Consider the following 20,088-nt stretch of genomic DNA (forward strand, 5'->3'; position numbering starts at 1 on the left):
TTTTTTCTTTTCCCCGTTCCCTGTGCCCTAAATTTTTATAAAAATTAACAATGATTCACAAAAAGCTGATGCTTCCAGTGATGTCATGTCCGGCTAATCACTTATCATTAAAATCTCTCCACGTCCCCGCGTCCCCGTGTCCCCGTTTCCCCATGTCCCCGCGTCAGCTTAAATCATAAATCTTTGTAGGGTACATGATATGCCGGAAATATTATGGTTTCAGGGACAGTTTCTCTGATTGGAAAAAATTAGTTATCAGTTATGACTCATTGATTGGTACTAATGGCTGGAAATCGCACGGTAAATTGATGAAAGATTTGTGTAGTAATTATAAGCACAGGCATCTGAACTGATAAGAATTGAAATACTTCAAATTCTATCGTGTGAAAATATTAGGAGTTATTCTACATACTTCACCAGTAGTAAATAGCGATGAGGATTCTTACATTATTTATACTTTTGTACGGAACTATTCACAAAAATTAGGTAAACCTTAACTGTGATTAATAATTTTCTACTTTGTAGAAAATAAATTTTCATCTAGAGTAGGACAAAGATACCTGCTGTGACTACAGAAATAAAAGCTAGATCCAGTCTCTGGCTTCTAGTTTTAGGAAACCAACTTTTATTCTGGAAAGTCTGGTTTCAAAATGGGTAACAGCACCATTCCCCATCAGCTCGATCACCTATGCTAAAAGTTATGCACTCGGCCACCAACTCAGCCACTCCAAATACCCAGTGGGAGGATTTAATCAAGCTTCCAGCTCCTAACACAGTTCAATGGGACAATATCAAAACCCAATTAGACTTGGTGCTGTTGGCACTAGAAACCTTAACTGGGATTGGTTCTGAGGCTATGCTTTCGGCGGCAACTGATTTGAATTTAGAGTCAAGAGTGCCAGACCGTGTAGCTTTATGGCGACTGCGCCAATCAAATCCGCTACGCAAAGGTCAAGGAGGGCGAAAAAAGCTAGATATAGAAGAAGCGCGATCGCTTGTTCTGATCACCTGTTACCTTGCCAAACAGCACCAAGAATTGATTCGCCGCGCTGTTGGTTTGTTAGAACAAATGGCAGAAAGTAACCGGGAACCTCACCAGGCTGCTCTACTTGGAGATTATATTGATGCTTTTTGCAACACTTACCAAGAGCGGATGGAAGAGGACGAGCAAATCTCAACAGATTTACTTAACAACCTGGCACTAAAACTGCTTGTAGATTTACTTTTTTACAGTGCCCCTGGTGGGCATCGCCGTCTTTGGCTAGCACTTATAGACCGTTCTACAAAATTTTAAATTTGATTTTTGAGATTCCTCAACCAAAATTCGCCGATGTAAGTTTGCTAAGTCAAGAAACCTGTTTGAGCATCGCTAGCCCCTGGGTAATGCGCCATCAATATTGGTTCTTGTTTGCACATCAGTCTGGACAAAAAAAGAATCGATTATTTGCAAGCAACTGACTCGACTTTTGTCTCTGACATGCTACCCATAGCTTGCTTCGACCTAGTAGTAAGCAAAATCCCAAATAGTCTTCCTTGTTGTTCCTGCCATGCCTCTATCAAATACTGTGATTCGTCGCTACACACCTCCCACTTGCACGCTAGAAGTATTCGCGCAAAGTTCGCCTTTGTCGCGATGGATGGGAAGAACTGTCCTCAAGCAACTAACCTTTGAGCTACGTTTTGACGATCCCCGATTACCAGAAGAACACAGAGTTCCTATTCGAGGCGATCGCAATCAATTAGAAGCTTTGTGTGATGCAGTCACCAGCTATGTACAGCAATTCCTCCAACAGTCTCCAGAAAGCTTTTGGGTTAGTTTCTCTGGTACCCAAGAATCTAGCACGGCACTCAATGAACCAGAATTAGAGTTATCAACAAAAACATTAAATTCTTTTAATACCCCATTTACAGGGTCAAATATACATTTAGAACCCAGCAGCTATTTAACTCACAATCTATTTCTCGGTTCTCTCGCCAATCAAACATCCGGCCCAGTGATTCAACTGAGTTTGTTGCAATTATTCGATTTGGCAACTGCTTTAGACGAATACTCAACCGATGTTATGGCACTCCCAACTCTTAACACAAGGAGTTCAGATATGAGCTTCCCTGCTTGGGCACCCATCGCCGCAGTCTTAGTATTAGCTGTGGGTTTTTTACCTGTTACTTGGCAATATGCTAACAACATCAGGCAAAAACAACAGACAGCTAAAACATCAGATCCCACACAGGTGAAAACCGCCCTACAACCTTCATCTCCTCTCACCTTTCCCACACCCCAACCTGGAATCACTACCCCAGCAGATAATTTACTTGGTTCCACCCCTCCACCGTCGGCATCTAGTTTGCCCCAAACACCGCTAACAACTAATAATTCTAGTTTGCCTACCACACCATCTGTATTGCCTAATAATGCACTGGGCATACCTCCTTTAGCTCAGAGTCAAACTCCAATCTCACCAAACAATTCAGCTATCGCACCCTCCAGCAAAATCCCTGGACAAGAAATTGCCATACTCCCAAATCTGGGACAGAATCTTACAACCTCAAAAAATCCCCAAGCAGAAGCTCTCCCTAAGAGACGCAATTTACCCCCCAGCTTATCTTCTAATACACCCAACTTTTCACCCAACGTCTCCCCAATAGTTCCTCCCTCGGTTGCCACCATACCCAATAACAACCGTAGCAATGTCCCCACCCAAACTTCGCCACTCAGCCCGTCGCAACAACTCGACGAAACAATCAGTGCCCTACAGGCAGCTGCTCCTGTAAATAAACTCCCCACAGAACAGCCTTCCTCTGTGACTCCTACTAGTAATCCATTTATCGATCGATTAGGGGATGGCAGCAAACCACCCACATCAAGACAAGTGGCAACCGGCACATTATTTGATACACCTCAGGTAGCAGAAGCCAGGGAATACCTGACAAAGCGCTGGCAACCACCGGCGGGATTAGGACAAACATTAGAATACAGTTTGATAGTCAGTGTTGATGGCACAGTGGAACGAATTTTTCCCCTGAATAAAGCAGCAAGAGAATACGTTGATAGCGCTGGAATGCCACAAGTTGGTCAACCCTTTGTTTCCGCCAATACCCGCGGACAAAACGTCAGAATTCGAGTTGTTCTCAGTCCTGATGGCAAGGTACAGACTTTTCCAGATGAATAAGTAAGCTATCAAGCAATACCTTTGGGTTAAGAAAGCGATCTACTAGCGTGTCAAGGCTAAAATAGTGCATTAGCTTGACTCTTGTGGGATGGGCGTCTCGCCCGTCCGGGGCGGGCTTCTAGCCCACCCCACAACAAATTTTATTGCAACATTTTAGCTGTGTCAGTCCAGTACAAACTTTGTACGAGTTTTTGTTTGCATTCCTGGCACCTTTGAGGGTTTTCTTTAGACAGTCTATGTTTAAATTGCACTGACTTCGGCAAATTTTGTTAAGAAACGGAAGGCTTTGAGGATATAGCTAGCACAATCTCTCGGAGAGGTATTATAAAACGATCGCCACGCATTGGCTTTATCTTCATCATAGCGATCGCCTTTTTCTGGATAATGTTCTAACCATGCTAACCGCACTGCATGACCGATTAAGACATCTAATACTATATATTCTTCGATTTGCAGTTGGGGATTATTGGCGGCGATGGCTGCTAATTCCATTAATGCTTCAATATTAACTTGGCGGTATTCTGGAGCTTCGATTTTATTCAGCAGATGCTCAATTAATAAAGCAAAATTTCTTTCTCCTGCTGTCATTTCTGACAACATTAATTCACTATCTAAACGATTGCGACGCTCTAATTTATCGCCAATTACCAAACCTTTGCAATGTTGCATTAATAACCAAACTTGCTTAAAAAAGTCTTTTGGTACCCGCCCCGTCCCCCCTTCTCCTTGGCGAAACCGCCGCCAACCACCAGAAGGAACTTGGATTTCTTCTGAAATTGCTGGTGACACCACCCAAGCAATATCGCTTTCTTTTTGTTTGACGTGCAATGATTCTTGCTGGCGTAACAAGTTACTCATACCAGTATATGCAGTTAATACCTGACGCAAGCGCATTTTCACCTCAAAGGGTGCAAGTTGCATTAAGTAATCATAAGCTTCATCTTGAGTGACATTTAATTCCCGTGCTAATTCGCTGGTAATTAATAAGATTAGATAGCCGACTCTCAGTGTCAGGAGTCCTTGAAATAGTTCGGGTTCAGATTTGATTAGAACTCCGAGATAAATTAAAATTTCCTGGGTAAGGACGCGATCGCGTATATCCTCACGACAAAAGTTACTAATTTTCTCAGCAATTTCATCGTGGGACATGGGTACGGTAATTAAGGACGCTTCACTGTATGCTTTGCCCACAGCGATTTGCTTGCCTTGTACTAAAATACTTGTCACCGCATCTGATAAGCTGATATCAACCATCTGGCGTAACCCCGCAGCCCGACGTACCACAGCCCAAATGCCTGAATCTCCAGCTTTGGTATAGACTTCATCTAGTAAATCCCCTACGGTAACAGTATTTCCAGGGCCGCCATATCCTGTATTAAATTCGATTCCTTGCAAACGAGTTAAAGTTTGTAATAACTCAATTTGCTCGTAAAGATTTTCTGATGAGCGCAAATAAGAAAGCAATAACCCTAAGTTGGTTTCACATTCCATCTGAAATTCTTGAGTGTGACCCAAGCGCCAATTTTTTTCAGGATGGTAACCTAGATAATAGCAACGTAGTCCGGTATTTTTGACTGGATATACAGAAAATTCTGCATCTTCGAGAAAATCAATTCTTTGGATTCCAGCTGTGAGCATTAACTGATTTAGCCGCCCTAATTTTACTCCCACGCCGTTACAAATTCCATCTTTGAGTTCTTGCATCAATTCTAGTAATGCCTCAGAACCTATTTCTAACATGGTGTGGGTTAACATTAAAGTTAAAATAGGACGCCCTAAATCGCTCCAATATTTTTGAATGTAAGCTAATTCGCTTCTAATTTGAGCTATCAAAAAATGATAATCAAGGGTTAAGTAAAATTGTCGAGAATCGAGAAATGAGGGCAAAAATACAATTGTTTGATTGCGAATCCGAAATATTCTCGATGTTGTTAAACTCCGCAACCGCCGCACTGGACGGCCAGTTAAACCAAGTTTCGTGTTTCGTCCAATTTGGGTATAAATAGCTGAAAGTTCGCCAGCTTTTCTCACCTGGATTGGTTCTATTTGGGTTGGTGTTTGGGCTTCAATTCCATGCACTTCTAATTTGGCTTGTAAATCTTCATCTTCTGCTAGCAAAGCAATTTGTACCAAAACTTCCCGTTGTTTGCCAACACACAAATGTCTGCCTAATGGATCGATATCACCAACTGCTATTAATCCTTCACTCAACATTTGACCAAGGAAGTATAAACTTTGTGCCCATACTAAGGGGATATTTTCATTGGGTAAACGGGGTTGAGTTTGGGGTGCTGTTCTTTCTGCTTCTACGTTTTGTCCTGGAACATAATAAAGTTCTGGCAGTAAATATAAATTATTTTGTTCGATGAGTAATGTTGATAAAAGTTCTTGGTATTTTGTAACTTGTTCTTTGTTGCCACAAAATAATCCATCTAAAACTAAATAAGTAAAAAATAACGGCCATTCGCATTCAATATGCTCGAATTGCTTTAGTTCCCAAGGTTCGTAGTGCAAGCGTTGGCTGTCTTCTAAAACGGTTTGGTGTCCATCACGTAGAAAACGTTTGCAGCCATATTTACCCGCAAGTTTGTTGATAATATCGTTTAAAGTGCGTTGACGCAGTTGTAAGTCTTCCACTGCAAAGGCAGGATAACTAATAATACTCAACAATGCCGCGTCAATTTCTTTGGAACCAGATTCTCTAGGTAATAGTGATTCTAGAGTAATACGAGCGCGGGCAATTTCATCTGGTAGCACATGAATTACTGATGCTTGACTACCATGCACGCCAAACAAATCCAATCCATTCATCGCTTCTAAAGCTGCCTTTGCCATGCCTACGGAACTGGCATTTAACTCAGCATTACCACGATTAATTTTATTACCACGTTCCCAAATACCATAGTCTGGTGTGCGGTAAGCTCGTCCAATGTAGTAAACCAAATTTTGAACGAAATTAACTTCATCAATCGTATAAATAATTTGCAATCCCGTGGCGGTCATTTGCGCCAACATCAGTAAAAATAAAGATGTGGCATCAAGTTGTAAATGCCCCCATTCATCATCACCAACAACAATGTCTCCTGTGCTGGTATTGTATTTGGCGTGCAGTCCATCCAGTAAAGATTGAGTATGTTTAAATTTCTCTACTTTATGAGCTTGCCGCATCATTGCAAACAGTAACCCGCGCATCAACTTGATGACACTATGTTCTAATTCGTAACTATGTCCTTGGCGATCGTCAATTTTGCGGTATGCAAGTGCTAAACCCCAAACTGCCAAAATACTGTAAACATTGTCTCGCACCCAGGCATCAGTATAATCGCCGTGGGCTGTAATTGCTGTACTCGCAGGTAGTAAACCTGTGATTGGATTTTGCCGAGTGAGAATAATCGTCTTGATTTGTTGATAATAATACTCTAGGCGAGTTAGCAATTCGGTAGATGTTTTCATAATTTTGTTTGGCAGAGGAGCTTGCAAAGTTCGGTGCTGTGGCTGTGAGGCGAACAATCTAAACCTAATTGGAATAAGTTTTGTAATGGTTGATGGGAAACAGCCCAGGGTGGTGTGAGTTTCTTATTATCTCGCGTTAACAGCTCTCTAGGTACTGAATTTTAGTGAAGTCGGACTCAAATACAAAATTTATTCAAATCTTCATTGATACTGAGATAATTTTATACTCAATTTATTTTGTTTTTGATAAATTAAAAAGTAAAAAATATTCCATCGCTATTTGTTGACCGTTGACTGTTAACTGTGAACAGTCAACCCTTTAACCGGAATAATTTATTTTTTGCAGTTCCCTAAGGAGATTAATTATGTCTCTGCGTTACAACGAAAATCATGCTCAGTTAGTGAAAGTAGTTTACTCCCAAGTGAAAGTTAATGGCAAAATTGAATTAGTACCACTAGAGCTATACGCTGATGGTTCACTTAAGCGTTCTATTGGGTAAGTGAAAGTTAGAAAATCTCCATTGTTACCTCAAGCAAACTTAGTTTTTTATTTTGTCATAAACATCTGTCCAAGCCTCTTCATTTTTTATATGCAAGAGGCTTTGAATTTTGTGCAAAAAGCCCTTGGGTTAGGCAATAGGAAAACGCCAAATTTTAAAATCAAGGAATTTTAAATAGGACATATTAAAATATCGTGGCCAGCCAGCCCCGCTTTAAATGTTAATTTGACCTATCCATAATTCAAATTAGCAACAAAAAGTCCGATTATTCAGGCAGTTTTTTTTGCCATTCCCTCTTGCTTATGGCTTGAAAAAATCTTGGTAACCGCAGGATAGACTAGAAAAACATACTGTTATTATACGTTTGAATTGATTTATCTGAATTATCTAAATTCACCAAGTTTACTAGGAAAAATATTGATTAGCTTGACACAGATGCTAAGAGTAGTAAAATCTACTTTAAGTTACGCGAAAATTACCTGAAAATCAAGGCTTGAAGTTGGTTACTGGTGAAGAACGTCACAAATTCTCGATAAGATTACCCAGTATCTACCGGAGATGGCGATTCCGGGTTAGGATGATGACTAGCGATGCCCTGATTGGATATCGATATTGAATTATTGAGATTTTATGGGCCAAAGTTCCCAAGATGGCAGTATCAACCTCCTCTGAGCTGGTGAGGCAGTCTCCCAGCGCGGGGGAGATATTAGGAGGTATGTATTATGCTCACACAGGAACTCCGGGATGCACTGATTGATGCTACCGATTTAAATCAGTTGAAATGGGATTTGAATCGGTTACAACCAGTGGATGTAGGGGAATATATTGCACAATTGTCTGAAAAACAAAGAGCGATCGCATTTCGGTTACTCAACAAAAATCAGGCAATTGATGTATTTGAATATCTGCCAACAGACGTACAGGAAGAACTAATTAATTCCCTACATGATGTACAAGTGGCGCAGCTTGTAGAAGCCATGAGTCCTGATGAACGAGCAGAATTATTTGATGAATTACCTGCTGGAGTAATTAAACGGCTGTTAAAGGAATTGAGTCCAGAACAAAGACAAGCCACAGCCACAATTCTCGGTTATCCAGAAGGCACTGCTGGACGAGTGATGACCACTGAGTATGTCCGCTTACGAGAAGGATTAACAGTAGGTGAAGCTCTCAGTAAAATCCGCCGTCAAGACGAAGACAAAGAAACAATTTACTACGCCTACGTTACAGACGATAACCGGACATTGGTGAGAGTGGTTTCACTGCGCCAGCTGTTGTTTACCTTCCCTGATGTTTATATCAGAGATATTGCCAGCGATCGCGTCATTAAGGTGAGAACCGAAACCCCCCAAGAAGAAGTCGCCCAAATCATGAAGCGCTACGACTTAATCGCCATTCCCGTAGTTGACCGGGAAGACCGATTGGTGGGTATTGTCACCATTGATGATGTCATCGATATTTTAGAAGAAGAAGCCACACAAGATATTCAAAAATTGGCGGCTGTCAGTGGTGATGAAGGAGCTTTGTCCCCTCCTCTACTCACCATCCGCAACCGCTTACCTTGGCTGTTGGGCATCATGGCTTTGTACATTGGTGCAGCTAGCGCCATCGCTCCTTTTCAGTCTGTAATTTCCGCAGTGCCGGTGCTTGCAGTGATCATGCCGATTTTTTCTAATACCGGTGGTACTGTAGGAATCCAAGCATTAACTGTGACCATCCGGGGCTTGGGAGTGGGAGAGGTGACACCCAAAGACACTGTGAAAATTCTCCGCAAGGAAATTTTCGCTGGTTTGGGTACAGCCATCGCTTTAGCCACAACGATGATTCTGCTTTCCCTGATTTGGGCGCGACCCCAAGAAAGATGGGTGGCTTTAATTGCCGGTACAGTTATGGCAACAAATACAATAGTGGCCGTGACTCTTGGGACTTTACTACCAATGGCCTTGAAACGCTTGAAGCTCGACCCGGCCTTGGTTAGCGGCCCATTAGTGACTACAATGCTAGATACAATTGGATTTTTAACATTCCTGAGCCTAATTTCTGTAGCTTTAAACGTTTTTCACTTACCAATATGAGGGGATTGGGGCATTGGACATTGGGCATTGGGCATTGGGTATGGATATGTATGGGGAAAGGGAAAGGGGTATGGTTCGACCCTTCTCTACGAGAGGCTTCTCTACGAGAGGCTTCGCCAACGCCAACGACAAAGCTCAGGACAGGCAAGTTCACCAACCGGGGAAAAGGTGAAAGATTAAATTTATTCCTTTTCCCTTTTCCCTTTAACCTTTTCCCCTGCTCCATCATCCCCATTTCCCATGCCCTATGCCCCATGCCTCATGCCCAATATTAGAATATGCCTACAACAACCTGGAATCGTCACCACGTTCTTTCCCTCGCTGACTTCAAACCGGCTGAATACGATACAGTTTTGCAAACTGCTGCATCTTTTCAAGAGGTGCTATCGCGGCGGACGAAGAAGGTACCAACTTTGCAGGGACAAGTGGTGGCAAATTTATTTTTTGAACCTTCTACCCGCACCCGGAGCAGTTTTGAACTTGCTGCTAAACGCTTGAGTGCGGATACATTGAACTTTGCCGCAGCTACGTCTTCCATGACCAAAGGAGAAACAATTCTCGACACAGCCAAGACTTATTTGGCTATGGGCACCGATATTATGGTAGTCCGGCATAAGGAGGCGGGAGTACCAAATGCCATCGCTGCTGAAATGGATCGTTTAGGTGTAAAAGTTAGCGTTCTGAATGCTGGTGATGGTCAACACGAACATCCTTCCCAAGCACTGCTAGATTTATTTACCATTTGTAGTTTAATTGACACCAATCATCCGCGACTGGAACTTTTACAGGGTAAAAAAATTGCGATCGTTGGGGATATTTTGCATTCTCGTGTGGCGCGATCGAATATCTGGAGTTTCATCGCCAGTGGTGCCCAAGTACACCTCGCTGCACCACCCACGCTTTTACCGAAGTTATTCGCCGAATATATCTTGGAAGAGGACGCGGGGACACGGGGACGCGGGGACACGGGGAATGAAGAGGATACACAGACACAAGCATACAACAACGTGGTGAATAAAAATGAAAATTTCTCCGTGTCCCCGCGTCCCCCACTCTCCGCGTCTTCTTCCCAATTATTTCTTCATTGGCAACTAGAACCAGCTTTACAAGACGCCGATTTTGTGATGACTTTGCGCTTGCAAAAGGAACGAATGACTGCTCATTTATTGCCGAGTTTGCGAGAATATCATCAACTATTTGGCATCACACGCACAAAGCTGCAACTTTGTAAACCTCATGTTAAAGTTTTGCATCCAGGGCCAGTAAACCGTGGTGTGGAAATTAGTTCTGAGTTAATGGATGACCCGGAATTTAGTCTCATTCAATCGCAGGTTACCAGTGGTGTTGCTGTTCGGATGGCCTTGCTGTATTTGTTGGGTAGTGGTAAAGCTTAATAACAAGACAAAATCAAGTTAAATCCTGGCAATACATTTTCACCCGATAATTCTGTGGGTAGATTTCGCACTTCTACGTTTTGTCCTTGGCAGTAAATTTCTACTTGCTGCTGTTGAGGATTAATTAACCATCCTAATTTGACGCCTGCATCGAGATATTCTTGCATTTTCTGACGCAGCATTTGTAAATCATCTGTTGCTGACCTTAATTCAATGACAAAATCCGGTGCAATGGGGGGAAATTTACGTCTTTGTTCCGGAGTGAGTGCTTCCCAACGTTCTCGTTGAATCCAAGCGGCATCAGGAGAACGGTCTGCTCCATTGGGTAATTTAAATATAGTAGAGGAGCTAAAAGTATAACCGAGAGCAGTTTGCCGATTACAGATGCCCAAATCAATAATTAAGTCGGCTTCACGGTTACCACTTTCTCCTCCAACAGGCGGCATAATTATCAATTCTCCCTTAGCCGTTCGTTCAAATTGCAACTGGCGGTTATTTTGACATAACTGATAGAACTGTTCGTCTGTGAGGTGAACGGTGTCTAGGTTTAATGTCAATGAGGTGGTAACCATAAAGTGAATTGCAATAGTGGCTACTGACGATTTTGCGAAAATTTACGGTGTTTAGATGCCCTAATTTTCACCAATTATTTTGGATTATATATGCCTAAAGTTATTGATAACAATCTTTTGATTTTAATCCCATAGGATTATTTTAGGACAAAATACATAATCTCAGAGAAATTTTCTATTATTCCCATCGCATGAAGACGCAACCATATCATTTTGGGAAAATTTAAGTATAGAAGTCAAGAATTGCATGACTTTTAGTAGTGTCGGAGGTAAATAAATATGAAACCAATATTTTTGACGGCAGCAGCTTTACTCACTACGCTATCTTTTGCTGCTCCTATTTCCGTCAAAGCTGAAAACTCCGCCCCTGTCCGGCGTTTGCTGGAAACTAGAGAATGTTTTGGATGCGATTTAACAGGAGCAAATCTCAAAGGCGCTCATCTCATAGGGGTTGACTTGAGAAACGCAAACTTGAAGAATGCAAATTTAGAAGGTGCGAATTTGGAAGGTGCTGATTTAACTGGTGCTAATTTGAGTTCTGCTAATCTCACAGATGCCTTTGTTAGCGGTACTAGCCTCAATAATGCTAATCTCACCAATGTTGATTTTACTAATGCCCACTTATATAATGCCGAGGTCGATGGGGCTATTTTAGCTAATATCGATTTAACTGGTGCTGATGTGTTTAATACTGCTATTAGTGTTGGTGGTGAATATTAATCAATTTTGGATTTTGGATTTTGGATTTTGTATGTAATAGCAGTGTCACTTTTTAATACAAAGACTTTTTACCGAGTCCCTGGCCATACAATCCAAAATCCAAAATCTAAATTCTCAAATTTATTCCCCAGTAATCGCTAGTTCATTAACCCAAATTCTGGGACAAATTCCTGCTGGTGTTAACTCCACCTCTTTTTCTATGTAAATAATTGACTTCAAGAGTTCCAAGAAATCGCCGGCTATGGTTGCTGACTCAATACTAGTCTTCACACCTTTGTTAACTAACCAACCATCAAACGGCAAAGAAAACGAACCTTGGAGAGATTTTACTCCTGCATGGAGGGCGCGGACATCATCAATCAAAATCACGTTTTCCGCAGTTTCTAAGCTGAATTGTTCCTCAGGGGTTGCTGTTGTAAAAACGTGATAAAAATTCGGACTGACGCTGACTTTTGCCCCAATGCTGGCGTTACCTGTAGGTTGAGCATTTAACCTTTTGGCAGTGCCGGCACTATGGAGAAAGCTTTTCAAAATGCCATTTTCAATGAGCGAAGTTTGACGAGTGGGAGTACCTTCACCATCAAAACTTTCTGCACCTATGTTAGCTGGATGTAGTGCATCGTCATAAACCGAAAGCAGAGGAGAAGCAATTTGCTTACCTATATCTTCAGGAGTAGATAAACTTTGTTTATCCAAAATACTTTGGGCATTAAATAAGTTAGAAAAAGCCCCCAACAAACTTAAAAAAGCTTCTGGTGAAAAAACTATTCGATATTTACCACTGGTAATTTTTTCATAATTCAAGTGGCTAATAGTTTTATCTGCGGTTTCTTTGATGCAACCATTGATGTCTAGTTTATCTAAACTATGGTCGATTCTAAAAGCACCTGCACTGCGAGGTTTTTTCCCTTCTTCTTCTGTTTTGCTGTAAAGATAAATTGATGCTAAAGAATGAGATTCCTTTCTTAGGGCACCGTCGCTATTGAGATAAAATCTATCAATATCTCTTTGGGCTAAACTATTATACGGTACACCTTTAATTGCTGGATGGGCTGTCAATAATTCTTTTTCAGCTACCAATAGTTTTTCTATCAGTTCAGCTACGGGTACTTGGGGTATTTTATTTTCAGGTTTATCGGGAATAGGAATAGTGGCTTCTGGGCTAAAATCAGGGACATTTTCTTTAACACCAAAAAAACTTGCTTCGTAGGCAGTTTTCAAAGCTAATTCTAATCCTTTGGGGTCTACGTCTGTGGTGCTGGTGACACCCATTGTATTATCTTCATTCCAGACACGAACGGTAACACCAGAGCGATTTGAAGCTTTGACTTGTTTTGGCTCTCCTTTATCTACTTGCACACTGGTATCATCCACTGTTGAGCCGTAGATGTCAAATTTTTTGATGCCAAGTTTATCAGCATTTTCCTTGGCGTAATTTGCAATTTCATTGATATTCGGCATGACCAATTTTAGATTTTGGATTTTAGATTTTAGATTGACGGAGATTTAATTTTGAATATTAGATTTAGGATTTTGGATTTTAAGGTATTGCACATAAAACTCTCATATTTTGGGCGGGTAAGATGCCCGCACCACAAGAAAGATAGAGTTTAAATTATGCAGAATTAGATGTAGTTTTGGCTGGTTGAAAATCCAAAATCAAAATCTAAAATTCCAAATTCTTATCTTCCGCCTACAGTAATAGAATCAACTTTGATGTGTGGTTGTCCGACTGTGGTGTAAATACTGCCGCTAACGGAACCACAAAAACCTGGGGCAATTTCTAAATCTTGGGAACACATGGAAATTTTATTCATAATTTCTGTGGCTTCACCAATCAGAATTGCTCCTTTTAATGGCTTGGTAATTTTGCCATTTTCAATCAAATAAGCTTCATCAACACCAAAGTTAAATTGACCTGTAGCACCAACACTACCGCCACCCATTTTTTTACAGTAAATGCCTTTATCTATAGAGGCAAATATATCTTCAATGGTGTAGTCGCCAGAATCAATATAAGTGTTACGCATCCGGCTAGCGGCGGCAAAGGTGTAGTTTTGGCGGCGTCCGCTTCCCGTTCTGGGGTGTCCGGTGAGTGTGGAACCTGTTCTATCTGCTAAAAAGTTTTTGAGAACGCCTTTTTCAATTAATAGGGTTCTTTGGGCGGGCATACCTTCGTCATCCATATCAATTGTGCCGAAGGCATTATCAGAACGTCCTTCATCCCAAGCTGTTAAACTTTCGTGGGCAATTTTTTCGCCTTTTTTATCAGCAAAGGGAGAGGTATTGCGTTCAATTTGAGTTGTTTCTAGGAGGTGTCCGCAGGCTTCGTGGAAGATTACGCCGCCAAAGTGATTGGCCATAATAATAGGATAAGTTCCTGATTCCACGTAATCTGCATAGAGCATTTTACCAGCGGATTCTGCGATTTTTTCAGCAGCTTGTTGATAATCCCAGGTTCTGAGGAAGTTGGCATCGCTGGTGTTGCCGGCGCGATCGCCAATTGAGGTACGATTAGCACCATCGGCACACAACAAGTTAAAGCCTACTGATTGAGTGAGGCGGATGTCACGGGCAAAAGTACCATCGCTGGCGGCCACTAGAACTTCTTGCCAATCTCGAAAATAACTAGCACGCCGTGATTGCACATGGCTGGCTTTTTGTTTCAGGTAAGCAGTGCCATCTAAAAGGACTTCTCCCATTTCGCGGATGGAACTACACGCCGGTAACCAGGCATCTTTGCCTCTTTTGCTGGCGTAATCTCTCAGTAATTCGAGGTTGATTTCTGGAATGAAGGAACTAGGTGCGGGTAAGTGTAACCCTAAAATCGAAAGACCTTTTTCTAAGGCTGCTTTCAAACCCGAAAAAGAAAGGTTATTGGTACTGACGTAGCAGTCAGCTTTACCGCGAAAGACTCTGACTCCCGCGCCTGTAGACAAACTCGGTGAAATACTGGTGATGGCGTCGTCTTCTGCAAGAGAACTAATGTAGTTACGACGTTCTAAGAAGAATTCAATGAAGTCAGCACCAGCGGCGCGTCCTAGTCCCAGGAGGGTAGCCAGTGGGGCTTCCCAGGTTTCATCGAAACGCTCTGGGGTGGAAGAATATTGTAGAGTGGGAAGTTGATTCGAGAGAAGTAGCGTACTTGTAAGCATGGGTAGCCTCGTCTGCTGGCGTAATTCAGAGGTTTGACTGAAAAATCCTGGTGTGTTCAGTCTAACAAATGAGGGAAAGCCACAGTTGGCAGTCAGGTAGTGTGGATTTCCCTCCTATTCAGGGATTTCCATTTAAATGATACGAGGAACCACAAAGGGCCCATAGACAGTTTCGTAGAGAAGTGGCTTAAGGCAGGGTAGAACACAAAGAAAGAATAAACTATCAAGGGACGTACATACATTTGTACGCCCCTTGAGGAGATTATGGTTCAAATAAACGAGATGCACTTATTTATATTTAATTTGTACTTTTGTTCGCCAAAAGAGCTACAAAAATACCAACAGGTATGAAGTTACAATTGCTAATTAGGAATTATAATTCCTACAAAATATGTAATTTTCTTTGCTGATAAGTTTAATTGAATCCAGATTCTCTTCGTCAGGTTTATTTACGATTTGCGATTTTCAAAGGAATTTTCACTGTTTGTTGACCGTCAAAAGTTTGTTCTAAATTGGGGGCTGGTCTTGTGGAAGATATGTTTTTAAACAAAACATTGAGGGTGCGAACAATGGTTTTCAGGACTTTCATTTTGCTGGCAGTGGGCTTTTGATCGTATCTCAAAACCATTGGAATTTCTACTATTCTAGGTTTGAACACTTTAGCTTTGAGTAGTAAATCTATCATGCAAGCAAATCCGCTTTCTGTGAAAAGATTTTCACCATAATAGGCATCAAGTCTACTGAGCAAAGTACGGTTATACAGTCTATAACCACAAGTGTAGTCTCTAACACCTGGTACGCGGGCTGCAATTCTAAATAGCCAGCTTGCTCCGTAGCTCATGAACTCTCTAAATTTTGATAAGCCGATGACTTTAGAGCCTTTGCGATATCTAGATGCGATGGCAATATCATAACCACCAGCGATGGTGGTATCATACATTTTAATTAACAATTCTGGTGGTTGAGTATCATCACAGTCCATAGCTGCTAAAAAATCACCTTCTTGAGAAATTTCTAAGAAAGTTGTGAAGCCTGTTTTAATTGCTTGACCTAAACCAGCATTTTTGGAATGTTGTACTAATTTCAGCGATATGCCCAAGGATTGAGCTTCTGCTATGGCAGTATCAGCAGTGCGATCGCTACTGCCATCATCAACTAAAATCAGTTGGATATTCATCTTCGAGATTTCCTGCAATTCCTGAAATCTTTTGAACAATGGTGGAATTGATTCTTCTTCGTTGTATGCGGGTAAAAGAACAAAAAGACTCATAAATAATGCCTCGTGTAATTTGGAAAATACCAGTACTCAGATTTTAAGAATTTAGTAATGTTGATTTTTTGAGAAATTCATCAACGTGTCTGACCACTGCGTTGTTGTTGACGCTATCATTCACGAACTGTGATGTATTCACAACAAAAAAATCAGCATTTTCTGTGCTTACCTTGGGAACAAGACTTGAGTAGTTTAAAACTTGTAGCGGCTGTACTTTAATCGCTCTATTTATGTGTGCTGCTACGATGTCATCTTGTTTGAGTTCTGGGAACATCAAACGTATTCCTTGGAAAAATAATTGCCGCAATTCTTCTTCTGGCTGTTTTAACAAGGGATCGGTAGAAAGTATATATTTTGGTAGGAATGTCATGTGATATCCTGCCGTTTCTTCCAATGAAACTAAGTTACTCATACCGATAACTCCAGTAAAAGGAATATTTCTATCGGCAATATTAACTACATAATAAGGAATTAAAGGCTTGCGAGTAATTAGTGTCATGCAAATTACACCAAGGTACTCTACTGTTTCACGAGTTTGGGAAACTTTCACTAGGTCATTTGCAACAACCTGTTGCAGAACATTAACTGGGCCAGTAAATATGACCTTGTCAAAATGTTCTTTTTTACCTTGAAATTCTACCCAGATTCCACCTTCTTGAGCAGGTGCAATATACTCCACCGCAGTACTTGTACAAATCTGACCTCCAGTCGCCTTAATTAATTCTTCTAAACGGTCTATTACAGTTTTATAACCGCCAGAAACATAACCAAGTTGTTCTTTACTCAATGAAGAATCCCGCGCTGAAAATAATCTTCTAATGTAAGCCCAAATAAAAACAGCTGAGATTCGTTTATAATTTTCTCCTAATTTTGATAGAAGCAAGGGTTTCCACAGCTTTTCGTATGTATTTTTTCCACCCAGTTTTAACAGCCAATCTTCAACTAAAATCTTTTCTAAACTCTGCCAATTATTGATGCGCGAGCCGTATAAAAGAGTAAAGGCTAATCTAATTTTTCCCATCAACCCAAACAAAGGGAAGCGTAGAAATTCTATAGCGTTACTGATAGAATAAAATTTCTTATTATCATAAAATCCTGTTAAACTACGATGCCAACGTAGTTTATCTCCAAGACCAATATCTCTAATAAAATTTATTAAATGAGTATCAGAAGGTAAAATAACGTGATAAAAACGATCCCAGGTAAATAACCCGTAATCATGATAGGTGGTAAGTCCACCAAGTTGATTGTTATTATCAAAAACAGTTACTATATTTCCTTGGTGTGAAAGACGTTGGGCTAATACTAGGCCAGTTATTCCTCCGCCAATGATGCCTATTTTCATAAACTTAAATTTTTCTAGGGAATGTTGTTCAAATTTATCTTTTAATGTTGTTCACTTTCATAGCTAATTGAGCTATCAATGTACTACAAGAATTACACCAGTGATAATAATTGAAATTCCTAGCCACTGGCTCAATACGACCTTCTCTCTGAGAAGATAGTAAGAAGCAATAGGTATAAGTGCGTACATTAATCCCAAAACTGGAAATGCTTGGCTCAAAGGAACTGTCCGCAATACATAAAGCCACAATAATGTCATAAAACCGTAGCAAATGAACCAAATTGCAAAATAGCGAGAAAATATCAAATTGCGGATGGATGCGCTTCCTTCTTTGTTAGAGTTGGTTATGTAAAGCCCGTACTTTAGCGATACATTAGCCACTGTTCCAAACAAAACTACAAGCATTAAATTTAGCGAGTTAATGATGTCCATTTTTTAATACTTGATTTCGATAAATTACTATAAGATTATTGGGATTTTTTTATAGGAATAACCACTAGAAGAACACCAGCGAAAATCGTGAGTACTCCTATTATTCGAGTTATTGTAATTACTTCATTAAAAAAATAATACGAGCCTAAAAGTATGCCGACGTAATTTAAGCTAGTTACGGGATAGGCAATACTTAATTTGACGTTGCGTAAAGCTAATATCCAAGTGACTATTGCTAAACAATAGACAGTTATAGATAATGCTAATTGTTGAAGAAATTCCCAATTTAATAGTCCTTGATGGCTATTGGTCATGGTATGCTTCATCAGCAATTGCCCGGAAATACTAAATAGAATGCTAACAAGTAAGATAATATACGATGTTATTTGAAAGCGAGAATTTTGTAATATAGATTTCATAATAGATTTACCTCAATGGTAATAATAAGTATGAACTTAAAAATTTTGGATTTCGGTCACACCTTCTCAACAATTTGAACTCTCACTTCAGCAAATAGCAAATAGAATTTAGAGAGTTATGAAGGGACTGAGATCAAAATGACCATTGAAGTTCATGTCCTAAAAGTTTAAAACCAAATAATGTTGACTTTGGATATCAGACACTTGCTGTATCAAGCCACCTAGTTATACTTCCGGACTATTATTAGACAAAGGTCACATAGTATATGAAGTACACTAAAAGTTTGTCCTAGATTGAGTTTACCAATTGGCGATCGCTAAGCTTGGAGAGGATACTCATTCTTAACATTTAGACCAGTAAACACAGATTGCCAAAATTTTTATCAATCCATTGATTAAGTTTCATCAGTTGTAGGTATCTTCTTGTAGAAATTTAGTTGAATACACCACTGAAATTGTCAACCGATTAACTTTATATTTCAGAACTTACTTAAATTAATAATTGTCTTCAATTTGCTTGTGAGTGGAGAGTTTATTAATTTTTCCTTCGTCTATATAAAGTATCTTTAAACTCACAGATATAGTTGTGAGTTAGGCTGGAAACTAATTCGCTGAATTTGCTTACTTGCTTTATTTGGACATTTAATAGAATATCTAGCAAAATTTCTTAGGCTCTAGAGCAGGATCTTAAAATAGATGCGTTTCTTTAGAGTTTTATCGCAACTTTACTTAATATCCCAAGTCAAGCTTTGATGATAGTAGAGGTTAGTCTAAAGCTAGACTATAGTCGGCGGAAATAATTGGAGTTCACAGATGTTGAAATTGATGGGAGTATTTTTACATTGTGAGTATTGCCTTTGATTGATTTTAGTTGATTTTTATCGATTACTACATATAGTTTTAACTAGAGTTGTTTCTCAAAAGTTCTTGCTACATGTAATTACTTACTAGAATACCACGAGAAAAGAATGTTGCAAATTTATCGCCATACTTCATGAAAAATTTACTTGCTGAAAATCTGCTTAAACAGAAACTTCATAAAATAGGCGGTATATTCTTTATAAATTTTTACTTGCTAAATTATGTATATTTCTTGGCTTTTGACTGTCGAAACTTGTATAAAAGGCAATTCCACATCAAAAATTTACCTTGCCAAAATCTATCTAAACAAAAACTTTATACACTAGACCAGCTTGAAGAATGTAATACGCAGTAGGATAAAAAACCTTTTGACTATTGGTAGTGGGTTACATCAGGAATTTACCTGAAATCAACCATAGTACATGGCACATTGGAAGCAAGAGAAACTTTGATTTGTGAGTCCAGATCGCAGAGTCTTGTCAAAGTGCTAAGGAAAAAAGCAAAATAATCAACTTTAGAATAAACCGCGTAGATCTATTTGCTATGTAAATTTTGATTTCTTCAAAGCTGTATATTTATAAGATGCTTTTTCGGTAATACATTTGCAGAAATTAAAAGTTATGTTCAAAGATAAATAAATTATAATACCAATTTAATATGAAGCTGCATAGAAAAGAGCTTCTAAAATAAAGTTATAAGAAGAAACCGACATTACCTGC

At 40.0% G+C, this 20,088-nt stretch carries 14 protein-coding genes; 6 read left to right on the forward strand and 8 right to left on the reverse strand.

Features of this window, described 5'->3' with window-relative positions; translation table 11 throughout:
* Positions 1-688 precede the first annotated feature (688 nt).
* Positions 689-1,294: a DUF3038 domain-containing protein gene (locus GNE10_RS06195; protein ID WP_185564114.1), complete on the forward strand. Its 606-nt coding sequence runs from the start codon at positions 689-691 to the stop codon at positions 1,292-1,294.
* Between the two features lie 253 nt (positions 1,295-1,547).
* A complete protein-coding gene (locus GNE10_RS06200; protein WP_185564115.1) occupies positions 1,548-3,170 on the forward strand; it encodes a DUF4335 domain-containing protein in 1,623 nt (540 codons plus the stop codon).
* A 240-nt stretch (positions 3,171-3,410) separates the two neighbouring features.
* On the opposite strand, the gene GNE10_RS06205 is transcribed toward GNE10_RS06200, so the two are convergent.
* On the reverse strand, positions 3,411-6,623 hold the full coding sequence (locus GNE10_RS06205; RefSeq protein ID WP_185564116.1) for a glycoside hydrolase family 15 protein: 3,213 nt from the start codon (positions 6,621-6,623) through the stop codon (positions 3,411-3,413).
* Between the two features lie 365 nt (positions 6,624-6,988).
* Between GNE10_RS06205 and GNE10_RS35780 the strand changes: the two genes are divergently transcribed.
* The 3 genes from GNE10_RS35780 to GNE10_RS06215 all read left to right on the forward strand — a co-directional run bounded on the left by GNE10_RS35780 (position 6,989) and on the right by GNE10_RS06215 (position 10,592).
* On the forward strand, positions 6,989-7,123 hold the full coding sequence (locus GNE10_RS35780) for a hypothetical protein (protein WP_255264324.1): 135 nt from the start codon (positions 6,989-6,991) through the stop codon (positions 7,121-7,123).
* A gap of 722 nt (positions 7,124-7,845) precedes the next feature.
* Positions 7,846-9,198 carry a magnesium transporter gene (gene mgtE, locus GNE10_RS06210; protein WP_185564117.1) on the forward strand — a complete coding sequence of 451 codons (1,353 nt, stop codon included), beginning with the start codon at positions 7,846-7,848 and terminating at the stop codon, positions 9,196-9,198.
* A 278-nt stretch (positions 9,199-9,476) separates the two neighbouring features.
* Positions 9,477-10,592 carry an aspartate carbamoyltransferase catalytic subunit gene (locus GNE10_RS06215; RefSeq protein ID WP_185564118.1) on the forward strand — a complete coding sequence of 372 codons (1,116 nt, stop codon included), beginning with the start codon at positions 9,477-9,479 and terminating at the stop codon, positions 10,590-10,592.
* Here GNE10_RS06215 and GNE10_RS06220 read toward each other — a convergent pair.
* Positions 10,589-11,164 carry a Uma2 family endonuclease gene (locus GNE10_RS06220; protein ID WP_185564119.1) on the reverse strand — a complete coding sequence of 192 codons (576 nt, stop codon included), beginning with the start codon at positions 11,162-11,164 and terminating at the stop codon, positions 10,589-10,591. The genes GNE10_RS06215 and GNE10_RS06220 overlap by 4 nt on opposite strands.
* A gap of 279 nt (positions 11,165-11,443) precedes the next feature.
* Here GNE10_RS06220 and GNE10_RS06225 point away from each other — a divergent pair, with 279 nt between their 5' ends.
* Positions 11,444-11,884: a pentapeptide repeat-containing protein gene (locus tag GNE10_RS06225; protein ID WP_185564120.1), complete on the forward strand. Its 441-nt coding sequence runs from the start codon at positions 11,444-11,446 to the stop codon at positions 11,882-11,884.
* 120 nt (positions 11,885-12,004) lie between these two features.
* On the opposite strand, the gene GNE10_RS06230 is transcribed toward GNE10_RS06225, so the two are convergent.
* The 6 genes from GNE10_RS06230 to GNE10_RS06255 all read right to left on the reverse strand — a co-directional run bounded on the left by GNE10_RS06230 (position 12,005) and on the right by GNE10_RS06255 (position 18,508).
* Positions 12,005-13,345 carry a TldD/PmbA family protein gene (locus tag GNE10_RS06230; protein WP_185564121.1) on the reverse strand — a complete coding sequence of 447 codons (1,341 nt, stop codon included), beginning with the start codon at positions 13,343-13,345 and terminating at the stop codon, positions 12,005-12,007.
* Positions 13,346-13,566: 221 nt separating this feature from the next.
* Positions 13,567-15,039: a TldD/PmbA family protein gene (locus GNE10_RS06235; RefSeq protein ID WP_185564122.1), complete on the reverse strand. Its 1,473-nt coding sequence runs from the start codon at positions 15,037-15,039 to the stop codon at positions 13,567-13,569.
* A 445-nt stretch (positions 15,040-15,484) separates the two neighbouring features.
* Positions 15,485-16,309: a glycosyltransferase family 2 protein gene (locus GNE10_RS06240; protein WP_185564123.1), complete on the reverse strand. Its 825-nt coding sequence runs from the start codon at positions 16,307-16,309 to the stop codon at positions 15,485-15,487.
* Between the two features lie 43 nt (positions 16,310-16,352).
* Entirely contained in the window at positions 16,353-17,657 is a 1,305-nt protein-coding gene (locus GNE10_RS06245; RefSeq protein ID WP_185564124.1) for an NAD(P)/FAD-dependent oxidoreductase, read from the reverse strand.
* A 75-nt stretch (positions 17,658-17,732) separates the two neighbouring features.
* On the reverse strand, positions 17,733-18,089 hold the full coding sequence (locus GNE10_RS06250) for an EamA family transporter (protein ID WP_099067113.1): 357 nt from the start codon (positions 18,087-18,089) through the stop codon (positions 17,733-17,735).
* A 35-nt stretch (positions 18,090-18,124) separates the two neighbouring features.
* Entirely contained in the window at positions 18,125-18,508 is a 384-nt protein-coding gene (locus GNE10_RS06255) for a multidrug efflux SMR transporter (RefSeq protein WP_099067114.1), read from the reverse strand.
* Positions 18,509-20,088: the final 1,580 nt, after the last annotated feature.

Origin of the sequence: Nostoc sp. 2RC, assembly GCF_014222165.1 — a bacterium.
Taxonomy (GTDB): domain Bacteria; phylum Cyanobacteriota; class Cyanobacteriia; order Cyanobacteriales; family Nostocaceae; genus Nostoc; species Nostoc linckia.

Excerpts from the sequence above, each read along its gene's own strand:
- mgtE (WP_185564117.1), top strand. The coding sequence starts at position 7,846 with ATGCTCACACAGGAACTCCGGGATGCACTGATTGATGCTACCGATTTA.
- GNE10_RS06215 (WP_185564118.1), top strand. The coding sequence starts at position 9,477 with ATGCCTACAACAACCTGGAATCGTCACCACGTTCTTTCCCTCGCTGAC.
- GNE10_RS06200 (WP_185564115.1), top strand. The coding sequence starts at position 1,548 with ATGCCTCTATCAAATACTGTGATTCGTCGCTACACACCTCCCACTTGC.
- GNE10_RS06245 (WP_185564124.1), bottom strand. The coding sequence starts at position 17,657 with ATGAAAATAGGCATCATTGGCGGAGGAATAACTGGCCTAGTATTAGCC.
- GNE10_RS06225 (WP_185564120.1), top strand. The coding sequence starts at position 11,444 with ATGAAACCAATATTTTTGACGGCAGCAGCTTTACTCACTACGCTATCT.
- GNE10_RS06230 (WP_185564121.1), bottom strand. The coding sequence starts at position 13,345 with ATGCCGAATATCAATGAAATTGCAAATTACGCCAAGGAAAATGCTGAT.
- GNE10_RS06255 (WP_099067114.1), bottom strand. The coding sequence starts at position 18,508 with ATGAAATCTATATTACAAAATTCTCGCTTTCAAATAACATCGTATATT.
- GNE10_RS06235 (WP_185564122.1), bottom strand. The coding sequence starts at position 15,039 with ATGCTTACAAGTACGCTACTTCTCTCGAATCAACTTCCCACTCTACAA.
- GNE10_RS35780 (WP_255264324.1), top strand. The coding sequence starts at position 6,989 with ATGTCTCTGCGTTACAACGAAAATCATGCTCAGTTAGTGAAAGTAGTT.
- GNE10_RS06250 (WP_099067113.1), bottom strand. The coding sequence starts at position 18,089 with ATGGACATCATTAACTCGCTAAATTTAATGCTTGTAGTTTTGTTTGGA.
- GNE10_RS06220 (WP_185564119.1), bottom strand. The coding sequence starts at position 11,164 with ATGGTTACCACCTCATTGACATTAAACCTAGACACCGTTCACCTCACA.
- GNE10_RS06205 (WP_185564116.1), bottom strand. The coding sequence starts at position 6,623 with ATGAAAACATCTACCGAATTGCTAACTCGCCTAGAGTATTATTATCAA.
- GNE10_RS06195 (WP_185564114.1), top strand. The coding sequence starts at position 689 with ATGCTAAAAGTTATGCACTCGGCCACCAACTCAGCCACTCCAAATACC.
- GNE10_RS06240 (WP_185564123.1), bottom strand. The coding sequence starts at position 16,309 with ATGAGTCTTTTTGTTCTTTTACCCGCATACAACGAAGAAGAATCAATT.